The organism is Enhygromyxa salina (genome assembly GCF_002994615.1).
GTDB classification, from domain to species: Bacteria; Myxococcota_A; Polyangia; order Nannocystales; family Nannocystaceae; genus Plesiocystis; species Plesiocystis salina_A.
The window spans coordinates 1-20816 of sequence record NZ_PVNK01000108.1; the positions used below are offsets into that span (position 1 = coordinate 1).

Consider the following 20816-nt stretch of genomic DNA (forward strand, 5'->3'; position numbering starts at 1 on the left):
CCTTTTCGCCGAGGGCTTTGTCGCCAAAACTTGCAGTACGCCCGGTACAGCGGCGTTTTGGCTTCGCGCCCTCGGCGAAAATTCCGGCGCGAGGCGACACGATGCATTGCACCCCGGGCTGCTAGGCGACGTCGTCGTCTTCGTCGGTGGCGTCGTCGCGCAAGAGCTCGGCGAGCAGCCGACAGACATCGGTGGTCGTCAAGATGCCGGAGAGCTTGTCACCGCGCAGGACGATCGCCGAGCCGACCCGGCGCGCGGCCATCTCGGTGGCGACGGCGTCGAGCGGCTGCTCGAGGTCGACGAGCAGCGGCTGCTTGGTGCAGACCTCGGCCACGGTCAGCGTGCCTTGCTCACGCAAGCTCAGCGCGACCCGCATCTCGCGCTCGGACAGGATCCCGACGACGAGGTGATTGTCACAGACCGGGAGGTGGCGGATGTCGTGCTCTCGCATCATCGCCTCCGCGTCCTCGAGGCTCGCCGTTGGGGCGATCGAGTAGGGAAAGGCGGTCATGACCGACTTGATCCGCGGGATCCGGCGCATGGCGAGGCCGGACTCTCGCATGGGCCGCGAAAATCTCCAACCAGCGGATGGGCGTCGCAATTGTGTCACTGCCCCAATCCTGGGACTCTTGTGGCCATGTACTTCGACCGGTTGTCCGCACCCCTTGCTCTCTTGTTCACGCTCGCGGCTTGCGCTGACGACGGGACCTCGGCCGAGGCCTCGGGCAGCAACAGCAACAGCAACACGCTGAGCTCGGGCGGGACGGGGACCGATGGCGACGAGTACGGGACCAGCGCCGACACTGGCGACGGCGACGGCGGCGACGGTGACGGCGACCCCGGCGACGGCGACGGCGACGGCGATCCGGGCGAGTGCGTCGACGGCGAGGAGCAGTGCAAGGAAGACGGCCACGAGATCTGCGAGGGCGGGCAGTGGCAGCCCGACCCCTGCCCCGAGGGGACCTTCTGCGACGAGGTCAGCGACGCGTGCGAGCCCTGTGCCTGCGTCCCGGGCGAGCAGGGCGGCTGCACCGACATGGACAACATCGAGACCTGCACCGAGGACTGCTCGGGCTACGCGCCCGAGCCCTGCGACCCCGGGATCTGCGTCGAGGGGGAGTGCGTCAACCTGATCTGCGCGCCCGACCAGAGCGCTTGCGTCGACGGCGACAGCTACCACGTCTGCAACGGCGAGGGGACCATGTGGGGCGAAGACATGGACTGCCCGCCCGGCGACTCGTGCCTCAACGGCAGCTGCGTCAGCGCCTGCGATCTCGCCGAGGCGACCAAGTCCAACGTCGGCTGCGAGTTCTGGGCCGTCGACATGTCCAACCTGCCGCCGCGCGACACCTACACCTACTCGGTCGTGGTCTCGAACCCGAGCTTCGACACGCCGACCGACGTGACGATCTGGGACAAGCGCAACGGCAACGAGACCATGTTGATCGACGACCAGGTCGCCCCGCGCGAGGCCAAGGTCTTCAACCTCTCGGGCTCGCACAACGGCTACATGAGCTACTACAACGGCCAGGACGCGGGCTTCTTGGGCAACGGCGTCGGCCAGGGCAAGGCCTTCCGGATCGAGACCAGCCTGCCCGTGCTCGCGACCCAGTTCAACCCGATCGGCGGGGCCTCGGGCTTCACGACCGACGCCTCCTTGCTGCTCCCGACCCACACCCTCGGCCAGGACTACATCCACCTCGGCTGGAACCGCGGTCACGGCGACGGCTCGTCGATGAACGTGATCGCGACCGAGGACGACACCACGATCACGATCACGCCCAAGGTCAACACGGGCGCCGGTCAAAACGGGCTCCCGGCGATGACCGCCGGGGTCCCGACCGAGGTGGTCATCAACCGCTACGACTACATCCAGATCGGCGTCGACGATCAGAACCTGACCGGCTCGCGGATCAGCGCCGACAAGCCCGTCGCCCTGTTCGGCGGCCACTCCTGCGCCAACGTCCCGACCGAGTCGGTCGGCGCCTGCGACCACGTCGAGGAGCAGCTGTTCCCGCTCGAGACCTGGGGCACCAACTACGTCGCCGCCCGCAACCCGCCGCGGGGCAACGAGACCATGCGCTGGCGGATCGTCGCGGCCGAGGACAACACCACGATCAACTTCGATCCGGCCGTCAGCATCGGCGCCCAGACCGTGCTCAACGCCGGCGAGCTGGTCGAGTTCGACGAGCTGCAGGACTTCTACATCTCCGCCGACGATCCGATCCTCGTCGCGGGCTACATGCGCGGGGGCAGCAGCGCGGGCGGCCAGGGCGACCCCTACATGGTCCAGATGGTCGCGGTCGAGCAGTACAAGCAGGACTACGTGTTCCTCGTTGACTCGAGCTACACCAACGACTTCGCCAAGCTCGTGCGCCCGGCCGGGACCGAGGTCACCGTCGAGTGCCTCGGGGTCGTGCCCGACAACCGCTGGACCTCGATCGGCGCGAGCGGGTACGACTACGCGGTGATCGACATGAACCCCGGCGAGGCGATGTGCTCATCGGGCACCAACGAGGCCAGCGCGAGCGACGGGTTTGGGATCATCGTCAGCGGCCAGGCGTCCTACGCGAGCTACGGCTACCCGGGCGGGCTCGCGCTCGAGCAGATCAACCCGCAGTAGGCCGCTCTGCGCGTTTGGCGACGCGTTCGCCAGGGGGGGCCGAGTCGCAGCTCTGCGATCAGCGCGGGGGGTGTAGACTGGGGAGATGCGAGCTCACAGAACAGTCTTCTCCGCGGCGTTTCTCGCTGGCCTGACCATCTTTGCCTGCAACTCGGGCTCCGAGGGGACCATGCTCGCCTACGCGTGCGTCAACGGCATGTGTCCGCCGGGCTGGGAGTGCTTGTCCGGCTACTGCCTTCCGAGCGGGTTCGAGACCAGCGGCGGCGATGGCGATGGCGACGGTGACGACGGCGACGGCGACGGCGACACCACCACTGGCGACGGCGACGGCGACGGCGACGGCGACACCACCACTGGCGACGGCGACTGCTTCGAGGCCCCAGACCCGTGTCTGCAGTTCGTCAGCTGCATCGCCGCGCTCGCGCCCAACCAGCGCGAGATCGTCGAGGAGCAGTACGGCGAGGGCGGCTCGTGCTGGTGCGGGTCGACCGACGAGGAAGCCCAAGCGTGCTACACCACGTGCATCGCAGAGCTCGAGACCGCGCTCGAGGCCGTCCCGACCGAGAGCGCGTGCCACGAGGAATCCTGCAGTCTCGCCGAGCTCGATCCAGACCAACCCTACGGCCCGATCGAAGCTGGCGAGTGCCCCGACTGGAACGGCGAGCTGCAGCTGCCCCTGCAAAACCCCTTCGGCATCCCCGGTGGTGTGTGTGCGCCTGCGTGTGCTGGCCTCGCCGAGTTCTGCCCCGACCACAGCCAGACCTCGGCCCAGGGCAGCTGCTACCTCAGCGTCGGCGACACCAACTATTGCGTGAGCGCGTGCTACGTCGACTCGACCGTGCTCGGCGGCAACCAGTGTCAGTGCGGCGCCCGCTGCCAACCCCACGGGAGCCCAGACGGCGAGGGCAACCATCGGGGCATCTGCACCTTCGAGTCTCTTTAACGTCTCCAAGACTCGGGCCTGCGGCCCGACAACCTCGCTGCGCTCGGCCCCCAGGTGCTAGGAGCCCGGGGTGCAATGCATCGTGTCGCCTCGCGCCGGAATTTGCGCCGAGGGCGCGAAGCCAAAACGCCGCTGTACCGGGCGTACTGCAAGTTTTGGCGACAAAGCCCTCGGCGAAAAGGCCAAGCGAGGCGGCGCGAGGCATTGCACCCCGGGCTGCTAGGAGACTGTTAATCGTCGCCAGCCCGTCGCCCTGTTCGGCGGCCACTCCTGCGCCAACGTGCCGAGCGAGTCGGTCGGCGAGCGGGTAGGACTACGCGGACCTCTCACGAGCTCCGGGGCGGGCGGCGATGGGTGCCTCGGTGTCGAGGGCGCACCCACCAGCGCTCGGGCCGCCGAGACCACGCTCCGGGCCTGAGACCCGCGATCGGGAGCGAGACCATGCCGCTTGGCTTGCGCCCACTCAACAACTAAGTTAGACAACTAACTATGGCGAGGAGGTCCGACAAGCGCGAGCGACTCATTGCTGCTGGCTGTGAGGTGCTCTACGAGCAGGGGCTGCGGGGGACGTCTCTGGCCGACATCGCGGAGCGCGCCGGCGTCCCCCTCGGCAACGTCTACTACTACTTCAAGACCAAGGAAGACCTCGCGCGCGCCGTCATCGCGCAGCGCCGGCTCAACATCGAGGCTCGGTCCGCCGACATCGAAGCCACGATCGCCGACCCGCGCGAGCGCCTCCGCGAGTTCATTCGTCGGGCCGGCGAAGCCCGCACGCAGGTCGCTACCTACGGTTGCCCCTACGGCACGATCGCCCAGGAGCTCGGCAAGACCGAGGGCGTCCTTGCGACCGAAGCCGGCGACCTCTTGCGTGTGCAGCGGGATTGGGTCGCCGCTCAATACGAAGCCCTGGGGCTCCCCTGCGATGAGGCGAAGATCCGGGCGATCGAGCTCCTCGCGGCCATGCAGGGGACCTCGCTGCTCACGCATACCTTCTGTGATGCATCGATTATGAAGCGCGAGTTCGAACGGCTCGACCGAAGGATCGCGGCCCAGTCCCTCCAATAACCCTTCGTCGCCGCGCTGCGGCACCCAAGTGAGATCAAATGAGTAAATTCTTCATGTTCACCCACTTCTTCAACGCCGCGGTCTTGGTGAGGTTCGCCATCTCCAAGCTCTTTGCCTGGCCGATCTCGGTTGCCGCGTTCATCGAGATGGCGAAGCCGCTCGGGATCGATCCGACCTTCTTTCGGATCTTTACGGGGATCACGCTCACCGTGGTGATCCTCGGCTACTCGATGAGCCTCTACCTGATCTCCAACAAGGAATTCCCCAAGAAGAAAGAGTCGGTGTATCTCGTGGGCGCGTCCAACCTGTTGGGCGGCGCGGTCATGGTCGGGGCGCTGTTTTCGGAGTTCCTCCTGCGAGTGAGCCCCAAGTGGCCGCTGGTCTACATCGCCGCTGCGATCGTGATCTTCTCGGCCCTGAACCTCTACCGGCTCAGGGGGACGCAGGCGCTGGCCTCGTAGGCCTGCTCGGTCAAGGCCGCGGCGGTCCCTTCGGTCCGAAGCTCCGCCACCTTGCCCGTTCCGGGGTTGTCTGACGGTGACCGCATCTGCTCATATTCGACGGTCAATGGGTGCTAGCAGCCCGGGGTGCAATCCCTCGCGCCGCCTCGCTTGGCCTCTTCGCCGAGGGCTTTGTCGCCAAAACTTGCAGTACGCCAGGTACAGCGGCGTTTTGGCTTCGCGCCCTCGGCGAAGATTCCGGCGCGAGGCGACACGATGCATTGCACCCCGGGCTGCTAGGGGGTCATGCCTTGCGCGACAGTCTACCGCTTACCCACCCGTTGGTCGGGGCGGGCCCTCGCCCCGCCCAATATCGAGTAATGTCAGGTTGTAGATAAATTTAATCGGTAGCTCGTTTGCGTCTTGAAGATTCGCCGGTATTTTTTCTCGGCGATGATGCGGCGCGGGAGGCTCGCCGAACATGTGGTTTCACCCGCAAGCGACATCGCCAAGATCAACCTCGACCACGGTCGGGGCCCCAGTCCGCGAGTTGGCTCCGAGCGGTAGAGATTGCATGAAGGTCCTCATTCCCACCCAGAGTCACGATGTTCACGCCAAAGCCGTCGCATCGGCCCTCGCAACAAAGGGCCACGAAGCGGTGCTTTGGTACGCCAGCGACCTGCCGACCCAGCAGACCCTGTCGTTGAGCTACAAGGGATCCAGCGAAGCGCAGCTCGAGCTTCAGGGGGTCGACATCAACCACCACGGCGCCTTTGATGTGGTCTGGCTGCGGCGCCCGGCCAGCCCCGTGCTCCCGAGCACCATGCACCCCGGCGACCACACCTTCGCGGTCCAGGAGTGGCGAAGCGTGCTCGAAGGGGTCTGGGATACATTGTCCAGGACCGGATTTTGGATCAACCCACGCAGCGCGGCACGCCGCGCGGAGTCCAAGCCAGCCCAGCTCGCCGCGGCCCGCCGCGTCGGCCTTGACGTCCCCCCGATGCTGCAGCGAGTGTTTGCCGTCGACGTTCTGACTTGCCCGAGGTGCATGGGGCCCATGTCGCTAAAAAAGGTAGCGAACACTCCCGACGACATCGCCCGTGTGCTCGCGAAAGTCGGCCTCGGGCCGAGGACTCCGCCGCGACCGCGAGCAGCCCCGCCTGGGCAGCTCGAGCTCGAATTCGCCGCCTGACGAACGCGACGAAGCTCGCCCCGCGCGGGCGTCGTCGCGACTCGTGGCCAACCCAAGATCGAGGCCGGGCTCAATCTCCCAGACAATTCTCGGGATCGACCGTCCTGTCGATCGGGTGGTGGCTCGGGTCCAGACCGTTGCTCGGACACAGCCGCAGGTGGACATCTTCCGAGTCGTCGATCGGGACCTCGACTCGGTAGCGCATCGCCATGGTGAACACGGGAGGCAGGATCGAATTGTCGAACAGCGAACGCCCGAGCACCGCCGGATCCACGTCGTAGATCGGCTGGTCGAGGCACGGCCATGCGAGCGCCGAGACGTCCGAGGGGACCCATACGGCCAGCGACTCGCCAACATGCTCGGGCAGGATGTCGACCGTGGCCACAGCATAGTTCCTGCCATCGTCGGCCGGGCCAAACATGTGTGGCTGGTCGCAATCGGACGAGGCCTCGAACTCCCAGCGGCCATCCTCCCACGGGACATGGACCAGGCCTTCGCACAGGCCCGGGAGCGGGTAGGCCAATGGCGCGGTCGCGTAGTACTCGGCCTCGAGCTCCTCGAACGGCAAGCCGTAGACCTCCTCCACAGCCGCGAACACCTCCGCTTTGGTCGAGGATCCAGTCAGCCGTTCGAACATCTGGCGCAGGTCATCCGGGCCAAATCGGTCGATCAGCCAGCGTGAGAAGTGCGCGCCGCCGTGCTGGCCGGACCCGGCGACATCACTCGGCTTGGTGGTGCCGAGCAGGTCGAGGTTGTAGATCGAGTTGATGCCCTCATATTCGCCGATGACGCGATCGAGCCCCATGGCGAGCCCCTCCTCGAACAACGTGTCGCTCCGCCCCCAGGTGGGTAAGGCGACTGCGTGGACTAGTTCGTGATGGAGGCTCCGATTCCTCACGTGTGTGGCATCAGTAGACGCGCAACCGCCACAACCCGAGCTACACCAATCGCACAGCTCGGAGTTCTCGGCCATGGCCCCGGTCGCGTTTTGGTTGTACCAGAACATCAGCACTCGCTGTTCCACGCTGATGCCCAGTAGGTCGGCGACAACTTCGACGTGGCGGTCGATCTCGTCGAGGCTGCCCCGACACACCGGCTGTGAAAAGCCGGGTGCGATGTCGACGTACTTGGTCTGGTACCGCACGTCGAAGTCGGGACCCCTGGCTTCGGCCGGCGGCTCCTCGCCCCCGTCATCCGTATCCATGCACGCGAGCGTGAACGCCAGCGCACAGAGAACCCCGCTGCGGGCCACGCCCAGCGGGCCAGACCGGGGCTTCGATCGGGGTGTGCGCATGGGGAACTCAACTAGGAGCAATTGAGGCAGGTGCAGGTTGCAAGATCTGATGTGATTGTCAGATCGTAGTCGTCCCATTCAAAGTAGGCATCGACAATCTCGAATTGCGACGACGAAACTTCGAAAATTGCACTGTCACTATTGCCCATCTCGAATGAATAGATCTGCGATGACTGGGTAGGTGTTTCCCCATCCAAGGTCACGTCGAGGCCAAACATGGCCACCGCAATCTCCCCCTCGTCCGTGCTGCTGTCGAGTTGGCCGAACCCATGGTGCGCAAGCGACGCTTCCATGCCGCGGCCAACATAGCCACTGTCACTAAAACTGTCGGCTTCGATCTCGAGGCTGTCGATGCTGAACCAACACGACCCGCTCGTGCATGGGCTCTGCCGACTCAAGACTACTGTGCCCTCGAAGGTAGTGAAGTCGTTCCCGGCGAGTCCATCGATCTCGATATCACCATCGATATCGCAGCCCAAGATCAACGGAGACGGGACCAGCGGCTCGTTCAGGCTGGTCGAACACGTTTGTTCCAGATCGTAGGGGTCGGTCTCTTCATCGAGAGTACAATCCAGTGTTAACCTTCCGCATGTCAGCGCCCCACTTTGCGCCTCGACCATGGGGGGCGTGGGCAACACGAACGGCTGTCCTGAGAGGCTCGCCTCTACGCAAGTGTCAAAGTTTACCTCGAGGTAGTCGATCCAGGTCTGGAGGCTGTCTTGAGTCCGGCCGATACATCCGGCGCCGCACAATGGTGGAGGATCCGAAGCAGCGTCGTCGTAGGCCTGCTCGAGCGTCGTAATCGCCTGCTTGCACGCGGCCCGAGCACAATCCGCCCCGCACCCCCAAACGTGCCTCGGACACGGTGGCATCGCTTTCACAACATGCTCGGGCGTCTGGATCGGTTTCAGGGGGTTCGGGCGGAAACGGAAACGGACCAGCAACTTGGGAATCAGTCTGCCAATCTCCCGACGCGGAGTAGTTACACGCGGCCGCATCCTCTGCTGCGCATGCGAGACTCTCACACACAAAGTACTCCAACTCGCCGCCGCCCTGGCCGACACACTGGAACAGCGTTGGATCAGCAGGTTCATATCCTCCGTCTGGCTCCCAACAGGCGGGATCTATTGGCGGATCGCCTGTCTCGGACCCCCCTGTCGCATCGCCGAGGGTGGGTTCGATGCCTTCAGCCACATCTTCATTGCTACAGGCGGTCGTCAGCACGAACCCCAGAAGCAGGATGGATGGATGCGATTCTTATCATGGAGACTGAATACCAGACGGAGACACGTCCAGTCAACGCATTTCCGATCACGAGCAACGTCAAAAACCGTACCGTCGCTTGCGCAGCTCGACCAGGGTCTCTTTGAGCGACTCGGGCGTGTGGCGCTCGCGTCGTTCGTCGCCGTCGTGCTCCCCGAGCAGGACCTCGAGCGCGTGCTTGGCCTTGTCCCTCTCGGCCGCCGGCGGTTAGGGCACATCAGCAGGGGTCGGGGGCTCCGAGGAGGAGCAAGGTGCCCTCGGGTGGTGGAGAGTGTGTTGTGGTGCAGGCGGGGGGCAGAGCGCCAAGAGACACTTCGCTGTGCGTGAAGTCACGCTCGGCGAGCCGTCGCTGGCGGTCGCTGGGGCTGTCGCTGCGCGAGCGCGCGAGTCCCCGTCACGCACAGGGCGAGTTGGTCGTGCCGTCAAGCGGCCAGGTCGAGCTCGAGCTGGCCAGGCAGAGCTGGCCGCGGACGTGGTGGCGGCCGCGGCCCGAGGCCGACGTTGGCGAGGACCCGCGCGACATCGTCTCGAGCTCGGGCCGGGAGGTCCAAAACACCGCACCCGCGGAGGCGGCGGGCCGTGGGATCAAGTAGGCCGATCTGACCGCGATCAAGTCACCCGATCCTTGACACGACCGCGCCGCCGTCGAGGCACGCCATGGGCGTGGTTGCTGCGGCGGGTGTTCGCCGTCGACCTCATGACCTGCCCAATACCAGCCGATGTGGGTCACCCGGCGGAAAGGTGCCATGATGCAGGTGCGGCGACGTGAGGCGCGCAACGCGTCCCTCACGTTCGAGCCGGGCTAGACCGCGGATCTGCCAGCGGTCGGCCGCGAGGTCAAACTCGGGATGAGGCGCTGCCTTCTGCAGCCTCGACCCGAACGGAGGAACACGTGAGGTACCTTGGCATCGACGTCCACTCATCCGCAAGTGTCTGGTGTCTGCTCGACCAGTCAGGCGAACAGATCGACCGCGGACGCTCTCCCACGACCTACCCCGCCCTGTGCGAGCTCGCCTCGAGGCTCAGTAGGGACGACGAGCTCCTCGCTGGCCACGAGGTCGGTGGGCAGGTGTATCTCGTCCACGACGCGATCTCCGCCGCTGGCGTGACGATCCAGGCCTTCAACGCGAACCACCTGCGCATGATCGCCGCGTCACGCAAGAAGACCGACAAGCGCGACGCGTACTGGATAGCGAAAGCGCTGCAGACGGGGATGACGCCGCACCCGGTCTATATCCCCAACGGCGAGGTCCGCGAGCTGCGCCGCTTGCTCGCTCGCCGTCGTATGGTCATGCGCGATCGCAAGCGCTGGCAGTACCGTGCTCGGGCGATCTTGCGGTCGTACGGAGTCCGGGTCAGCCCCGGCAATAGCAAGATCAGGAAGAAGATCGACGAGATCCTCGAGCACCCCGACGGTGCGGACACCGACCTTCTCGACAGCCTCGGGCTCTGCGAGCGCGCGATCTCCTTGTTCAACGAGGAATGTGCGGACATTGACAAGAAGATCAGCATACGAACCGGTGCTATCGATGTCGTCCAACGGTTGCGGACAATCCCCGGTGTCGGCGATCTCGTTTCCGCAAACATCTATGCGGCAATCGGAGAGATCAACCGATTTTCCAATGCACGTAAGCTGGCTTCCTACGCTGGCCTCGTGCCGACAGTCAGTCAAACAGGTGGCCCGGCCAGGATTGGCCATATCACGAAGGAGGGCTCGAGCGAGTTGCGGGCGATCATGGTCCAGGCTGCCCACATCGCCTCACGGCCGAGGACGAAGAACGCCGACGAACTGCGCGCCTACCTCGAGCGGATCCGGGGCAGCCGTGGCCGGAAGAAGATCGCGCTGACCGCCCTGGCGCGCTACATGCTGAACATCGCGTTTCACATCTGGCGCGACGGCACCGAGTACGACCCCAAGCGAATGAGGTGCAACACCAACTGAGTTTCAATCAAGGCCGCCGCCGATCAGCGAAGTCAGTTTGGGTCAGGCCGTGGATGTCCTGGGCTCTCACCTCGGTGGGAGTACACCCCCGGAAAGTACACCCCCGGAAAGGTTGGCCGACCCACTTTTTCGCATGGCAACTTGTGACCGGGCCTCGAGCTCGAGCACGTATGGAAGGATGGTGACTCCTGATTTTGCGGCACCGATCGTCTCGATATCGAGGCGCGGGCTTCGCCGTGCCTGGAGTCGAAGGCTGCGACTGACCACTCCCGATCAGCAACGAATTCACCTTGAGAGGCATCATGGAAGGACTTCCGAACGGTGGTCTGGCAGCGAGAGACGCCGGTCTGGATGGCGAGAAACACGCATCGATGCCGGGCGGGCGGGGTCTCGGGCAAGTGTCCGGGTCCGGGTCCGGCGAGCGACCCCCCTTGGGTGATGGCCATCAGCGACTTCGGCGATCTCCATGAGTGACCTCGCGCCGGGCCTGGTCGAGCTCACCCTTCGAGACACGGCGACGCCATCGCAACCTGTTTGGGGTCGCGTCGCTCAGGCGGCGAACTTTAGCTCGAGCTGGCCGGGAAGCGGCGGCCTGGGTGGCGGTGGTGGCCTCGGCCCGAGCCCAACGGTGGCGAGGACTCGCGCGATCGTGTCGCGCTCGTTGGCGCTCTCGACCAGCTTCAGCGACCCGCGACAACCCGGGCAGACCATGATGTCGACCGCAAACACTCGCTGCAGCAGCCAGGCCCAAGGGTGACGGCTCGGAGGCTTCGTGCCGGGCTCGAACTCGGTCGCTTCGCCATCGAACAACAGCTTCAGCTGCGTGGGCTCGGCCGGCTCGGGGGCGGGGCCCGGGACAACCTCGCTGCGCAGCTTGGCGTGAGCCGCGAGCACGCCGTGGTAACGCAACATGTGGAAGCGCGGCGGTGGGATCAGGGCGACGAGCCGCGCGATGAAGTCGAGCGATTCGAGGACCACCGCATGTGTGCCATCTTTCCAAGCACGCTTGAACCTGTACAAGAGACGCAGACGGTCGGGCGCGAGCTCGAGCCGATCCTGTGCGACGGGCGGCCGGGCGACGTACCTGCACAAGCGCTCGAGCCGGCGACGATCTCGACCATCGATCGCTGGGCCCGCATGCACGTTGACGCCGCCGACGTCGGCGAGCGCCTCACCAGGTGCAGGGACCTCGCAGACCGGATGCACGAGCTTGCGAGTCCGCTGGCCTGCCGCGGCACCCAGCAGCTGGCGGTCACTGACCGAAGCGCCGTAGCAAGCGGCGAGCGCCGGCTGCTCGAGCGCGAGCTCGTCGGTGGTGTCGTCGAGGTCGTCGAGCGAACGACCATGGCGCTCGCACACGCGGACCAGTCGCTCGTGAGTCCAGCGGGCGACATCGGCGACTTGCTCGGGGCTGGGAGCGTAGAGGGCGTGAAAACGTGGCAAGCCTGCGTCATCGCGGACGTACACGCCATCGAGCGCGAGCGTATGGAAGTGGACGTTGAGGCGGAGCGAGGAGTCGGCCCGCTGGACGAAGGTGAGCGCGCCGATCTGCGCGTCGTCGACCGAGCGTAATCCCAGTTCGAGCTTCGCTCGGCGACGAAGCGAGCGTCGCAGCGCACCGATGAACGCCGCGAGTACGTCGGCGCAGAGCCGACGATCGTAGCCCATCGCGTAGCGCAACCGCCATGGCAACGAGCAGACCCACTGCCTGACCGGGACCTCGGGCAACACCTCGTCGACGAGATGCGCGGCGATGTCTGACATGCGCCGGCCGAGGCATGACGGACAAAATCCGCGACGCTTGCAGGAAAACCCCACGACCGTCGAGGAGCCGCATCGACGGCAAGCGAAGTGCGCGAGGCCGTGCTCGAGGATACCGCAACGCAGGTACGCCTCGAACTCGTCGACGATGAACTCGGGCAAACCACCGGCTTGCTCGGCGCGCTCGCGAAAGCTCGCCCAATGCTGCGCGACGACTTGGTAGAGCAGGGTCTGCTCCGGTTGACGGCGCTCGTAGCCGTCTCGGCGTCGCGCCGAGCATGCCGCGGGGCCGGATCCCACGACGAGCTACTCGGCCGTCGCGGTCTCGCGTTGCAGCGCTCATGCGTGAGTCAGCAAGGTGGCCGAGAACCGGGCCACTTCCGGCGTGCACACACCGAGCGGTGCGTGTTCAGCTTCGAGTCGGCCCCAAGGGGCCTCCGGTCGTGGGAGCAAAAGCGGGCCTCTACCTGATCTCCAACAAGGAATTCCCCAAGAAGAAGGAGTCGGTGTATCTCGTGGGCGCGTCCAACCTGTTGGGCGGCGCGGTCATGGTCGGGGCGCTGTTTTCGGAGTTCCTCCTGCGAGTGAGCCCCAAGTGGCCGCTGGTCTACATCGCCGCTGCGATCGTGATCTTCTCGGCCCTGAACCTCTACCGGCTCAGGGGGACGCAGGCGCTGGCCTCGTAGGCCCGCTCGGTCAAGGCCGCGGCGGTCCCTTCGGTCCGAAGCTCCGCCACCTTGCCCGTTCCGGGGTTGTCTGACGGTGACCGCATCTGCTCATATTCGACGGTCAATGGGTGCTAGCAGCCCGGGGTGCAATCCCTCGCGCCGCCTCGCTTGGCCTCTTCGCCGAGGGCTTTGTCGCCAAAACTTGCAGTACGCCCGGTACAGCGGCGTTTTGGCTTCGCGCCCTCGGCGAAGGTTCCGGCGCGAGGCGACACGATGCATTGCACCCCGGGCTGCTAGGGGGTCATGCCTTGCGCGACAGTCTACCGCTCACCCACCCGTTGGTCGGGGCGGGCCCTCGCCCCGCCCAATATCGAGTAATGTCAGGTTGTAGATAAATTTAATCGGTAGCTCGTTTGCGTCTTGAAGATTCGCCGGTATTTTTTCTCGGCGATGATGCGGCGCGGGGGGCTCGCCGAACATGTGGTTTCACCCGCAAGCGACATCGCCAAGATCAACCTCGACCACGGTCGGGGCCCCAGTCCGCGAGTTGGCTCCGAGCGGTAGAGATTGCATGAAGGTCCTCATTCCCACCCAGAGTCACGATGTTCACGCCAAAGCCGTCGCATCGGCCCTCGCAACAAAGGGCCACGAAGCGGTGCTTTGGTACGCCAGCGACCTGCCGACCCAGCAGACCCTGTCGTTGAGCTACAAGGGATCCAGCGAAGCGCAGCTCGAGCTTCAGGGGGTCGACATCAACCACCACGGCGCCTTTGATGTGGTCTGGCTGCGGCGCCCGGCCAGCCCCGTGCTCCCGAGCACCATGCACCCCGGCGACCACACCTTCGCGGTCCAGGAGTGGCGAAGCGTGCTCGAAGGGGTCTGGGATACATTGTCCAGGACCGGATTTTGGATCAACCCACGCAGCGCGGCACGCCGCGCGGAGTCCAAGCCAGCCCAGCTCGCCGCGGCCCGCCGCGTCGGCCTTGACGTCCCCCCGACGCTGCTGAGCAACGATCCCCAGCGGATCCGCTCATTCATCCGCGCCAACGAGCCAACCCAGACGATCTACAAGCCCTTTGCGACCTCCCAGTGGGACCTTGGCGACGGGGCCGCGGCCTACCTGTTCACCGCGGTCGTCGATGAGGACGCGCTCCCATCCGACGAGATCCTGCGTCTGACGCCCGGGATCTTTCAACCCCGGCTCGCCAAGGATCACGAGCTCCGGGTCACCTTCATGGGCGACCACGTGTTTGTCGCCAAGATCGGCTCGCAGGCCGTCGACGGCGCCGAGGTGGATTGGCGGATCAAGACACGGTCCGTGGCTACCGAGGTCGGCGTGTTGCCTGCCGGGGTCGAGGCCGCCTGTCGCGCCCTCATGCGCACATTCGGGCTGGTCTTCGCCTGCTTCGACTTCATCGTGACCCCGGAGAACAACCACGTCTTTCTCGAGGTCAACCAGATGGGGCAGTTCCTATGGTTGGAGGAGTTGGCCCCGGAGATGCCGCTGCTGGACGCGTTTTGCGAGCTCTTGATCCAGGGCCGTCCGGACTTCCAGTGGCGAGCACCCCGGCCAAATGAAGGGCTGCGATTCAAGGACTTCTGCGACGAGGCCGTCCACACCGCCATCGACGAACGACACGTCGATCGGCCCCACGTTTTCCTGCTCCCGGACGAGCCCCGCGGTGACGCAGCTGCCTAGCCTAGCCCTAAATCGAGCGCTGCGCGCTCGACTCAGCCCTTCTCGTCTTTAGGCATGGCAGCGCCTCTTCAACGAGTTTCACGGGGTGTCCCGTGAATGACGTGAACACGTAACGATAGGAAGAAACAACCATGCAAAAGCCCAACAAGAACAAAGACAACAGCAATCGCATCCTCGGTCGCCGCCTGGCCAAGGAGCTGTCCTCGGACGAGCTTCACTCGATCACGGGCGGCACGACCAGCTGCAGCTGTGGCGGCGCCGACGACTGCGATCAACAGCAGCAGTAGGCCTCGTGTGGCCAGGCGGGGCCTCCGGGCGCTGCCTGGCCGCTTTTTTTGGCGTCCCCTCGACCCCCGCTGCCCCGCGATGGCCTGGACTTTGGAGACAGACCCCGATTACGCCCGGGCGATGCTGGTTGCGTTGCGCGCTGCGGCGGCGGCTGACGATCCGAACGACCTGACACGCATCGTCGAGGAGTTGGCGATGGACTGGATCGGCGACCGGGCGTTCCTTCGCTTTCACGATAGCGACGACGGGACGCTGTGGTCGGCGGTCGACGACAAATATGAGGTCGACGCCACCCGCGGGCTGGCCGGCGCCGCGCTGCTCGGGCGCGAGTTGGTCACCGCCCCTCGCGCCGAACAAGACCCTGCCTACGCGGCGTGTGTAGACGATCCGCGAGGCGCAGGCGACGAGCGAGTCGCAGCGATGGCGGTCGCCGCCGCCGCGCCCGATCGCAGCGCGCACGCGGTCCTCATCGTCATCCGCGAAGCTGCGCGCGAGCGCTTTGATGCGCGCGCGCGTGGGCGGCTGACCGCGCTCGGCCATGGCTTGTCCCCGATCCTCGACCGGTTGGCGCTCGCGGCCGTGTTGGACGCCGGCGCGACCCTCGAGGTCGGGGGCGAGGACAGCGACCCCGCCTACCTGTATCGCGCAGAGGCGCTCGAGGCCTACCGCGGCGGCCACAGCCAGGGCCCCGTCCTGCGCTTGGCCTCGCCCTGGCTCGGCGTCGTGTATCGCGTCGTCGTCGGCCTCGTCGTAGCTACCCTCGCGTACCTGTGTCTGGTCGATGTCGGCGAGTACAGCTCGGGCCCAGCCTTGGTTCGGCTCGGCGGTCGCACTCAGATCACGGCGCTGACGGACGCGAGCGTGGTCGAGGTGTTCGTCGCGCCCAACGACCGCGTGGAGGCGGGCCAGCAATTGGTCCGGCTCCACGATGTCGACGACGCGGCCGACTCCGAGCGGCTCGAGCGTGAGTTCGAGCTCCAGCTTCGCAACCTGTTGCGCGACCCGGGCGACGTCGCAGCCCAGCGCGCGGTCACGACTCTGCGCGCCGAACGAGAGCGTACGGCCTGGCGCTTGCGCGAGCACCTGATCCGCGCGCCGGCGGCCGGCGTGATCCGAGACGTCCGGGCCCGGCCCGGTCAGGCGCTCGCGGCCGGCGAAGTGCTGCTCACGATCGCCAGCGAGCAGACCCAGCCGCACGTACTGGCGCTGCTGCCCGGTGACGATCGGCCGCGCATCGAGGTTGGGATGCCCCTGGTGTTCGAGATCGACGGCTACCGCGATGCCGACCGGGCCCTGCGCGTCGACCATGTCTACGAAGATGTGGTGGGCCCGAGCGAGGCCCTGCGCGTGTTGGGGCCAGAGGTCGCTGACGACATGAGCATCACGGGCCCCGTGGTCCTGGTTCGTGCCGCGCTACCGAGCGAAGACTTCGAATCCAAGGCGGCCCGGTTCCGCTACCACGACGGCATGCGCGGGCGCGCGGAGATCCAGGTTCGCACGACGAGCGTGCTCGAGGCGCTGATCCCCAGCTTGGAGGAGATCTAGTGGCCCGACGTCGCCGGCGAATTCCCGTTGTCCGCCAGCTGCAAGCGGGTGATTGCTCGGCGGCCTGCCTGAGCATGGTCCTCGCGTACTACGGGCGGCGGGTCGCCCTGGCCACGGTGCAAGAGGCCGTGGGGGTCGGCCGCGACGGCGCGGACGCGGCGGCAATTTTGCGAGCTGGCGAACTCTTGGGTCTGCGCGGTCGGGGCCTGCGCGTCGACATCGACGATCTACAATTGTTGCCGGCGGGGGCGATCCTCCACTGGGGCTTCAATCACTTCGTCGTGTTCGAGAGGATCGGTGCGCGCGGGATCGAGATCGTCGACCCAGCCTTTGGTCGGCGGACGGTCTCGCCGGCCCGCTTTGGTCGTTCGTTTACTGGCGTCGCGCTCGCGCTCGAGCCTGGGGGCAGCTTTGGCGATCCGTCAGACCACGGCCCTTCCGAGCCGAGTCGGCTGTGGATGCACCTGCGAAAATTCGCCATCCAGCCCCAGGCGATCATTCGGATCGCCGTGACCTCGCTGATGCTCCGGTTGTTCGCGCTCTCGCTCCCGCTGCTGACCGGCTTCGTGGTCGACCGTGTGGTCCCGCGCAGCGACATGGACATGCTGGTCGCGGTCGCGGGCGGGCTGCTGATCATGGTCTTGTTTCAGGTCACCTCGGCGCTGATCCGCGGACACATGCTCTTGCAGCTCCGCGGCCGGCTCGACCTCGAGATGAGCCTCGGCTTCCTCGATCACCTGACCTCGCTGCCCTTCGATTTTTTCCAGCGCCGCTCCGCAGGCGATCTAATGATGCGTGTGAACAGCCACGCGACGATCCGCGAGATCCTGACCGCGAGCACCTTCTCGGCGATGCTCGACGGGCCCTTTGTGCTCGTCTATCTGGCCATCATCTCGTTCGCCAGTCCACCCCTCGGCGCGCTGGTCTTGGTCTTGGGGCTGGCCCAGCTTGGCGTGTTCCTGCTCAGTCGCGGCAGCTTTCGCGAGTTGGCGGCGCAAGAGCTCGAGACCCGCGCGCACGCTCAGAGCTTCTTGGTTCAGATGATCGGCGGGATCGAGACGCTCAAGGCCCAGGGGGCCGAGGGTGCCGCGGTCGAGCGCTGGTCGAACCTATTCGTCGACGAGGTCAACGTGGCGCTCGAGCGTGGCCGGCTCACGGTCCTGACCGACGCGCTGCGCAGCGGGTTTACGACCCTCGCCCCGCTCATGGTGCTCACGACCGGGACGGTGTTGGTCATGAACGACAGCTTGAGCCTCGGGGCGATGCTGGCACTCGCCGCGCTGTGTGCCAGCTTCCTTGGGCCGCTCGACACGCTGGTCGAGACCGCCTTGCAGATCCAGCTGTTGCGGGGCTACGTCGATCGCATCGACGACGTGCTCGCGGCCGAGCCCGAGCCGCGGGTCCACGCAACCCCTGGGCTGGGGCTGGTCGCGGGGCCTCGTCCGTGTCCGCGCTTGGCTGGGCGCATCGAGCTGTCTGGGGTCCGCTTCAGCTATGACGCTGGGGACGTCCCGGTGCTCACGGACATCGACGTCGACATCGCAGCGGGTGAGTGTGTGGCGATCGTCGGGAGCTCGGGGTCGGGCAAGTCGACCCTCGCCAAGCTGATCTTGGGTCTGTACCGACCGAGCGCGGGGAGCATTCGCTACGATGGCCAGGAGCTGGCGCAGCTCGATCCCCGAGGCTTGCGCAGGCAGCTCGGGATCGTCATGCAAAAACCCCATCTGTTTGGCGGCTCGATCCGCAGCAACATCGCCTTGGGGTCCCCCGGCGTCGGCCGAGACCGGATCATCGCGGCCGCGCGCGAGGCTGGTATCCACGAGGTCATCAACGCCATGCCGATGGGCTACGAGACCCTGGTCGGAGATGACGGCGATGTCCTGTCTGGCGGCGAGCGCCAGCGGGTAGCCCTCGCGCGGGCGCTCGTCGGTGATCCGGCGATCCTGCTATTCGACGAGGCCACCAGCGCGCTCGACACCCAGACCGAGCACGCGATCATGACCCGGCTTCAGGCCCGGGCGTGCACGCGGATCGTGATCGCCCACCGGCTGAGCACCGTCGCTCAGGCTGACAAGATCCTGGTCATGGAGTCCGGTCGGATCATCGAGCGCGGCAGCCATGATGAGTTGCTCCGGGCCCGAGGGCGCTACTTCTCGCTCGTCGAGGCGCAGTCGTGAACCTGGTGGTTCGTGTCGCGCTGGTGTCGGCGCTGATACCCGCCTTGGGTTGTGGCCTGTCGCGCGCGCAAGATCAGCCAATGCTGGCGAACACGAGGCCGGGACACACGGGGGAGACCGGGGAGTCGGGGGAGATCGGGGAGCCCGGCGAGAGCGCCGAGCCCGGCGAGTCGGTGAGCGCCGGACCGCGTGCCGAGAAGTTGCATGTTGGTGTCATCATTACGCGCGAGGCCGTCGACTTGTCAGCCGAGATCGGCGGCACACTCACCGGCGTTCAGCTACCGATCGGGACCCGCGTCGAGGCCGGTACGCTCCTCGCTCAGGTCGAGGTTGCGGGCCTCGACGCGGAGTTCGAGGCCGCCCAAGCGGCGCTGCATGTTTACAGCGCCGATCTGGCGCAGCGGCAGATCTCGGCCGTCGACGCGGACCGCCAAGATCGGCGCGAGACGGCGCTGGCTGACGCTGGCGTCAGCCCCGAGGCAGAGCGTGAGCGCGCGCGGCTCGAGCTCGAGCTCGCCCAGGCCAACCAGCGCAAGGCCGCGGCCGAGCTGCGCCAGGGGAAAGCGGCGCTGACCGGGCTGCGAGCCAAGCGTGAGAGCGGTCAGCTGGTCGCGCCGTTTTCCGGCAAGATCTCCAGTTGGTACCGGGACGAAGGTGAGCTGGTTCGGACCGGGGATCTCGTCGTGCGTGTCACCGCCGTCGATCATCTTTGGGTTCGCTTCGCCGTGCCGGTCGCAGACCTCGGTGATATCGCACCGGGGGACCCCATCACGGTCGCCCTGGTGCCCCGCGGCGAGCGGGTGCCGGGCGTCGTCCGGCACCTCGCGCCCGAGCTCAACCTCGCGTCTCAGATGATCTTCGTGGAGGCCGAGTTGCAGGATATGGACCTCGTCGACGCACCTGAGTTGATGGTCGGGCAGGGGTGTCATGTTAGTATCGGGGCGCCCATCGAGTCTGAACGAGCAGCCCCATGAGCGCCCGACTTCACCCGCTGATCCTGACTGCATCGATCCTGACTGCATCGAGCCTCGCGTGTACGCCGGCTGAGCGCCCGACGGCTCGGGCGGCGAGCGTAGACCCAGCGCCGCTGTCGCTCGATTGTGGCCCGTCGACCGATTGTGGCAGGCCGCTCGATTGTGGCCCGCCGATCGACGGCGCAGGCGCGCTCACCGAGGCCGGCGCGTTGGTCCTTTTTGGCGAGATTCACGGCACCCACGAGGTCGCCGAGTTCGTCGGCGGCTTTGTCTGTCAGGGCTTGGAGATGGGGCTCGAGGTCCACCTGGGGTTGGAGTTGCCAGCCGCGCAGGCCGACGCGGTGCAGAGCTACCTCGCGAGTGAGGGCCTCGAGTCCGACCGCGCCGCGTTGCTGGCGGGAGCCCACTGGCAGCGCGAGGACCAAGACGGCCGAAGCAGCGAGGCCGTCGCGGGGCTGATCGAGCGCGCCCGCCAGTGGCGAGCCGCGGGGCGGCCGATCGCGGTGTTCACCTTTGACGTCGACGGGGAGCACGAGTGGAACGAGCGTGACGCGGCCATGGCCACGCGGATCCTCGCCGAGACCGAGGCCCACCCCGACGCGCTGACCGTCACGCTCTCGGGCAACCTGCACAACCGCACCGTCCAAGGTCTGCCCTGGGATCCCGAGGCTCGCCCGATGGGCGGCTCGATCCACGCCGCGCGGCCCGACGCCTCGAGCCTCGATCTTCGTCACCACGGCGGGAGCGCGTGGATCTGCATGTCCGATGGCTGCGGCCCGACCGAGCTGTCGGGTGCGAGCGAAGGTCCCAGCTGGGCGATCGAGCGTTGGCCGGACGCTGACGAGTTTGGCTACGACGGCGTATTTTGGGTCGACACGATCTCAGCGGCGGCCCCGGCCAAGACATCGGCCGAGTGAGCACGAGCCCCCGGGACCTGGCGTC

18 protein-coding genes are annotated in these 20816 nt (G+C 66.3%); 14 read left to right on the forward strand and 4 right to left on the reverse strand.

What is annotated here, in order from left to right; translation table 11 throughout:
- Positions 1–121 precede the first annotated feature (121 nt).
- Positions 122–562, reverse strand: coding sequence for a CBS domain-containing protein (locus ENSA5_RS09370; protein ID WP_106391291.1), 441 nt, complete (start codon positions 560–562; stop codon positions 122–124).
- 90 nt (positions 563–652) lie between these two features.
- Between ENSA5_RS09370 and ENSA5_RS09380 the strand changes: the two genes are divergently transcribed.
- The 5 genes from ENSA5_RS09380 to ENSA5_RS09400 all read left to right on the forward strand — a co-directional run bounded on the left by ENSA5_RS09380 (position 653) and on the right by ENSA5_RS09400 (position 6263).
- Complete coding sequence (locus ENSA5_RS09380; RefSeq protein ID WP_181197558.1) at positions 653–2623, forward strand: IgGFc-binding protein; 1971 nt, start codon at positions 653–655, stop codon at positions 2621–2623.
- An 85-nt stretch (positions 2624–2708) separates the two neighbouring features.
- Positions 2709–3566 carry a hypothetical protein gene (locus tag ENSA5_RS09385; protein ID WP_146155506.1) on the forward strand — a complete coding sequence of 286 codons (858 nt, stop codon included), beginning with the start codon at positions 2709–2711 and terminating at the stop codon, positions 3564–3566.
- Between the two features lie 489 nt (positions 3567–4055).
- On the forward strand, positions 4056–4631 hold the full coding sequence (locus ENSA5_RS09390) for a TetR/AcrR family transcriptional regulator (protein WP_106391294.1): 576 nt from the start codon (positions 4056–4058) through the stop codon (positions 4629–4631).
- A gap of 38 nt (positions 4632–4669) precedes the next feature.
- Positions 4670–5092 carry a hypothetical protein gene (locus tag ENSA5_RS09395; RefSeq protein WP_106391295.1) on the forward strand — a complete coding sequence of 141 codons (423 nt, stop codon included), beginning with the start codon at positions 4670–4672 and terminating at the stop codon, positions 5090–5092.
- Between the two features lie 553 nt (positions 5093–5645).
- The gene (locus tag ENSA5_RS09400) at positions 5646–6263 is read left to right on the forward strand and encodes an MvdC/MvdD family ATP grasp protein (protein WP_146155507.1); all 618 of its coding nucleotides are present in this window, start codon (positions 5646–5648) and stop codon (positions 6261–6263) included.
- A gap of 70 nt (positions 6264–6333) precedes the next feature.
- Here the strand turns inward: ENSA5_RS09400 and ENSA5_RS09405 are convergent, their stop codons facing one another.
- Together ENSA5_RS09405 and ENSA5_RS09410 are read right to left on the reverse strand one after the other, a co-directional pair.
- Complete coding sequence (locus ENSA5_RS09405) at positions 6334–7467, reverse strand: hypothetical protein (protein WP_106391297.1); 1134 nt, start codon at positions 7465–7467, stop codon at positions 6334–6336.
- A 101-nt stretch (positions 7468–7568) separates the two neighbouring features.
- On the reverse strand, positions 7569–8501 hold the full coding sequence (locus ENSA5_RS09410; protein ID WP_181197559.1) for a hypothetical protein: 933 nt from the start codon (positions 8499–8501) through the stop codon (positions 7569–7571).
- A gap of 642 nt (positions 8502–9143) precedes the next feature.
- Here ENSA5_RS09410 and ENSA5_RS09415 point away from each other — a divergent pair.
- Together ENSA5_RS09415 and ENSA5_RS09420 are read left to right on the forward strand one after the other, a co-directional pair.
- Positions 9144–9413, forward strand: coding sequence for a hypothetical protein (locus ENSA5_RS09415; protein WP_106391299.1), 270 nt, complete (start codon positions 9144–9146; stop codon positions 9411–9413).
- Positions 9414–9712: 299 nt separating this feature from the next.
- Positions 9713–10762: an IS110 family RNA-guided transposase gene (locus tag ENSA5_RS09420; RefSeq protein WP_181197560.1), complete on the forward strand. Its 1050-nt coding sequence runs from the start codon at positions 9713–9715 to the stop codon at positions 10760–10762.
- 549 nt (positions 10763–11311) lie between these two features.
- Here ENSA5_RS09420 and ENSA5_RS09425 read toward each other — a convergent pair.
- Positions 11312–12823 (reverse strand): transposase, encoded by a 1512-nt coding sequence (locus tag ENSA5_RS09425; protein WP_106391301.1) that lies wholly within the window; start codon positions 12821–12823, stop codon positions 11312–11314.
- A 143-nt stretch (positions 12824–12966) separates the two neighbouring features.
- On the opposite strand from ENSA5_RS09425, the gene ENSA5_RS09430 reads away from it, so the two are divergent.
- The 7 genes from ENSA5_RS09430 to ENSA5_RS09455 all read left to right on the forward strand — a co-directional run bounded on the left by ENSA5_RS09430 (position 12967) and on the right by ENSA5_RS09455 (position 20791).
- Positions 12967–13209 (forward strand): hypothetical protein, encoded by a 243-nt coding sequence (locus ENSA5_RS09430; RefSeq protein ID WP_106391302.1) that lies wholly within the window; start codon positions 12967–12969, stop codon positions 13207–13209.
- 553 nt (positions 13210–13762) lie between these two features.
- Positions 13763–14890 carry an MvdC/MvdD family ATP grasp protein gene (locus tag ENSA5_RS09435; RefSeq protein WP_106391303.1) on the forward strand — a complete coding sequence of 376 codons (1128 nt, stop codon included), beginning with the start codon at positions 13763–13765 and terminating at the stop codon, positions 14888–14890.
- Between the two features lie 131 nt (positions 14891–15021).
- The gene (locus ENSA5_RS37325; RefSeq protein WP_181197561.1) at positions 15022–15177 is read left to right on the forward strand and encodes a hypothetical protein; all 156 of its coding nucleotides are present in this window, start codon (positions 15022–15024) and stop codon (positions 15175–15177) included.
- A gap of 121 nt (positions 15178–15298) precedes the next feature.
- Positions 15299–16723, forward strand: coding sequence for an efflux RND transporter periplasmic adaptor subunit (locus tag ENSA5_RS09440; protein WP_181197562.1), 1425 nt, complete (start codon positions 15299–15301; stop codon positions 16721–16723).
- On the forward strand, positions 16723–18900 hold the full coding sequence (locus tag ENSA5_RS09445; RefSeq protein WP_258182802.1) for a peptidase domain-containing ABC transporter: 2178 nt from the start codon (positions 16723–16725) through the stop codon (positions 18898–18900). Before ENSA5_RS09440 ends, ENSA5_RS09445 begins: the two co-directional genes overlap by 1 nt.
- Positions 18897–19874, forward strand: coding sequence for an efflux RND transporter periplasmic adaptor subunit (locus tag ENSA5_RS09450; RefSeq protein WP_106391305.1), 978 nt, complete (start codon positions 18897–18899; stop codon positions 19872–19874). Before ENSA5_RS09445 ends, ENSA5_RS09450 begins: the two co-directional genes overlap by 4 nt.
- On the forward strand, positions 19871–20791 hold the full coding sequence (locus tag ENSA5_RS09455; protein ID WP_146155510.1) for a hypothetical protein: 921 nt from the start codon (positions 19871–19873) through the stop codon (positions 20789–20791). The genes ENSA5_RS09450 and ENSA5_RS09455 overlap by 4 nt, the downstream gene beginning before the upstream one ends.
- Positions 20792–20816 lie beyond the last annotated feature (25 nt).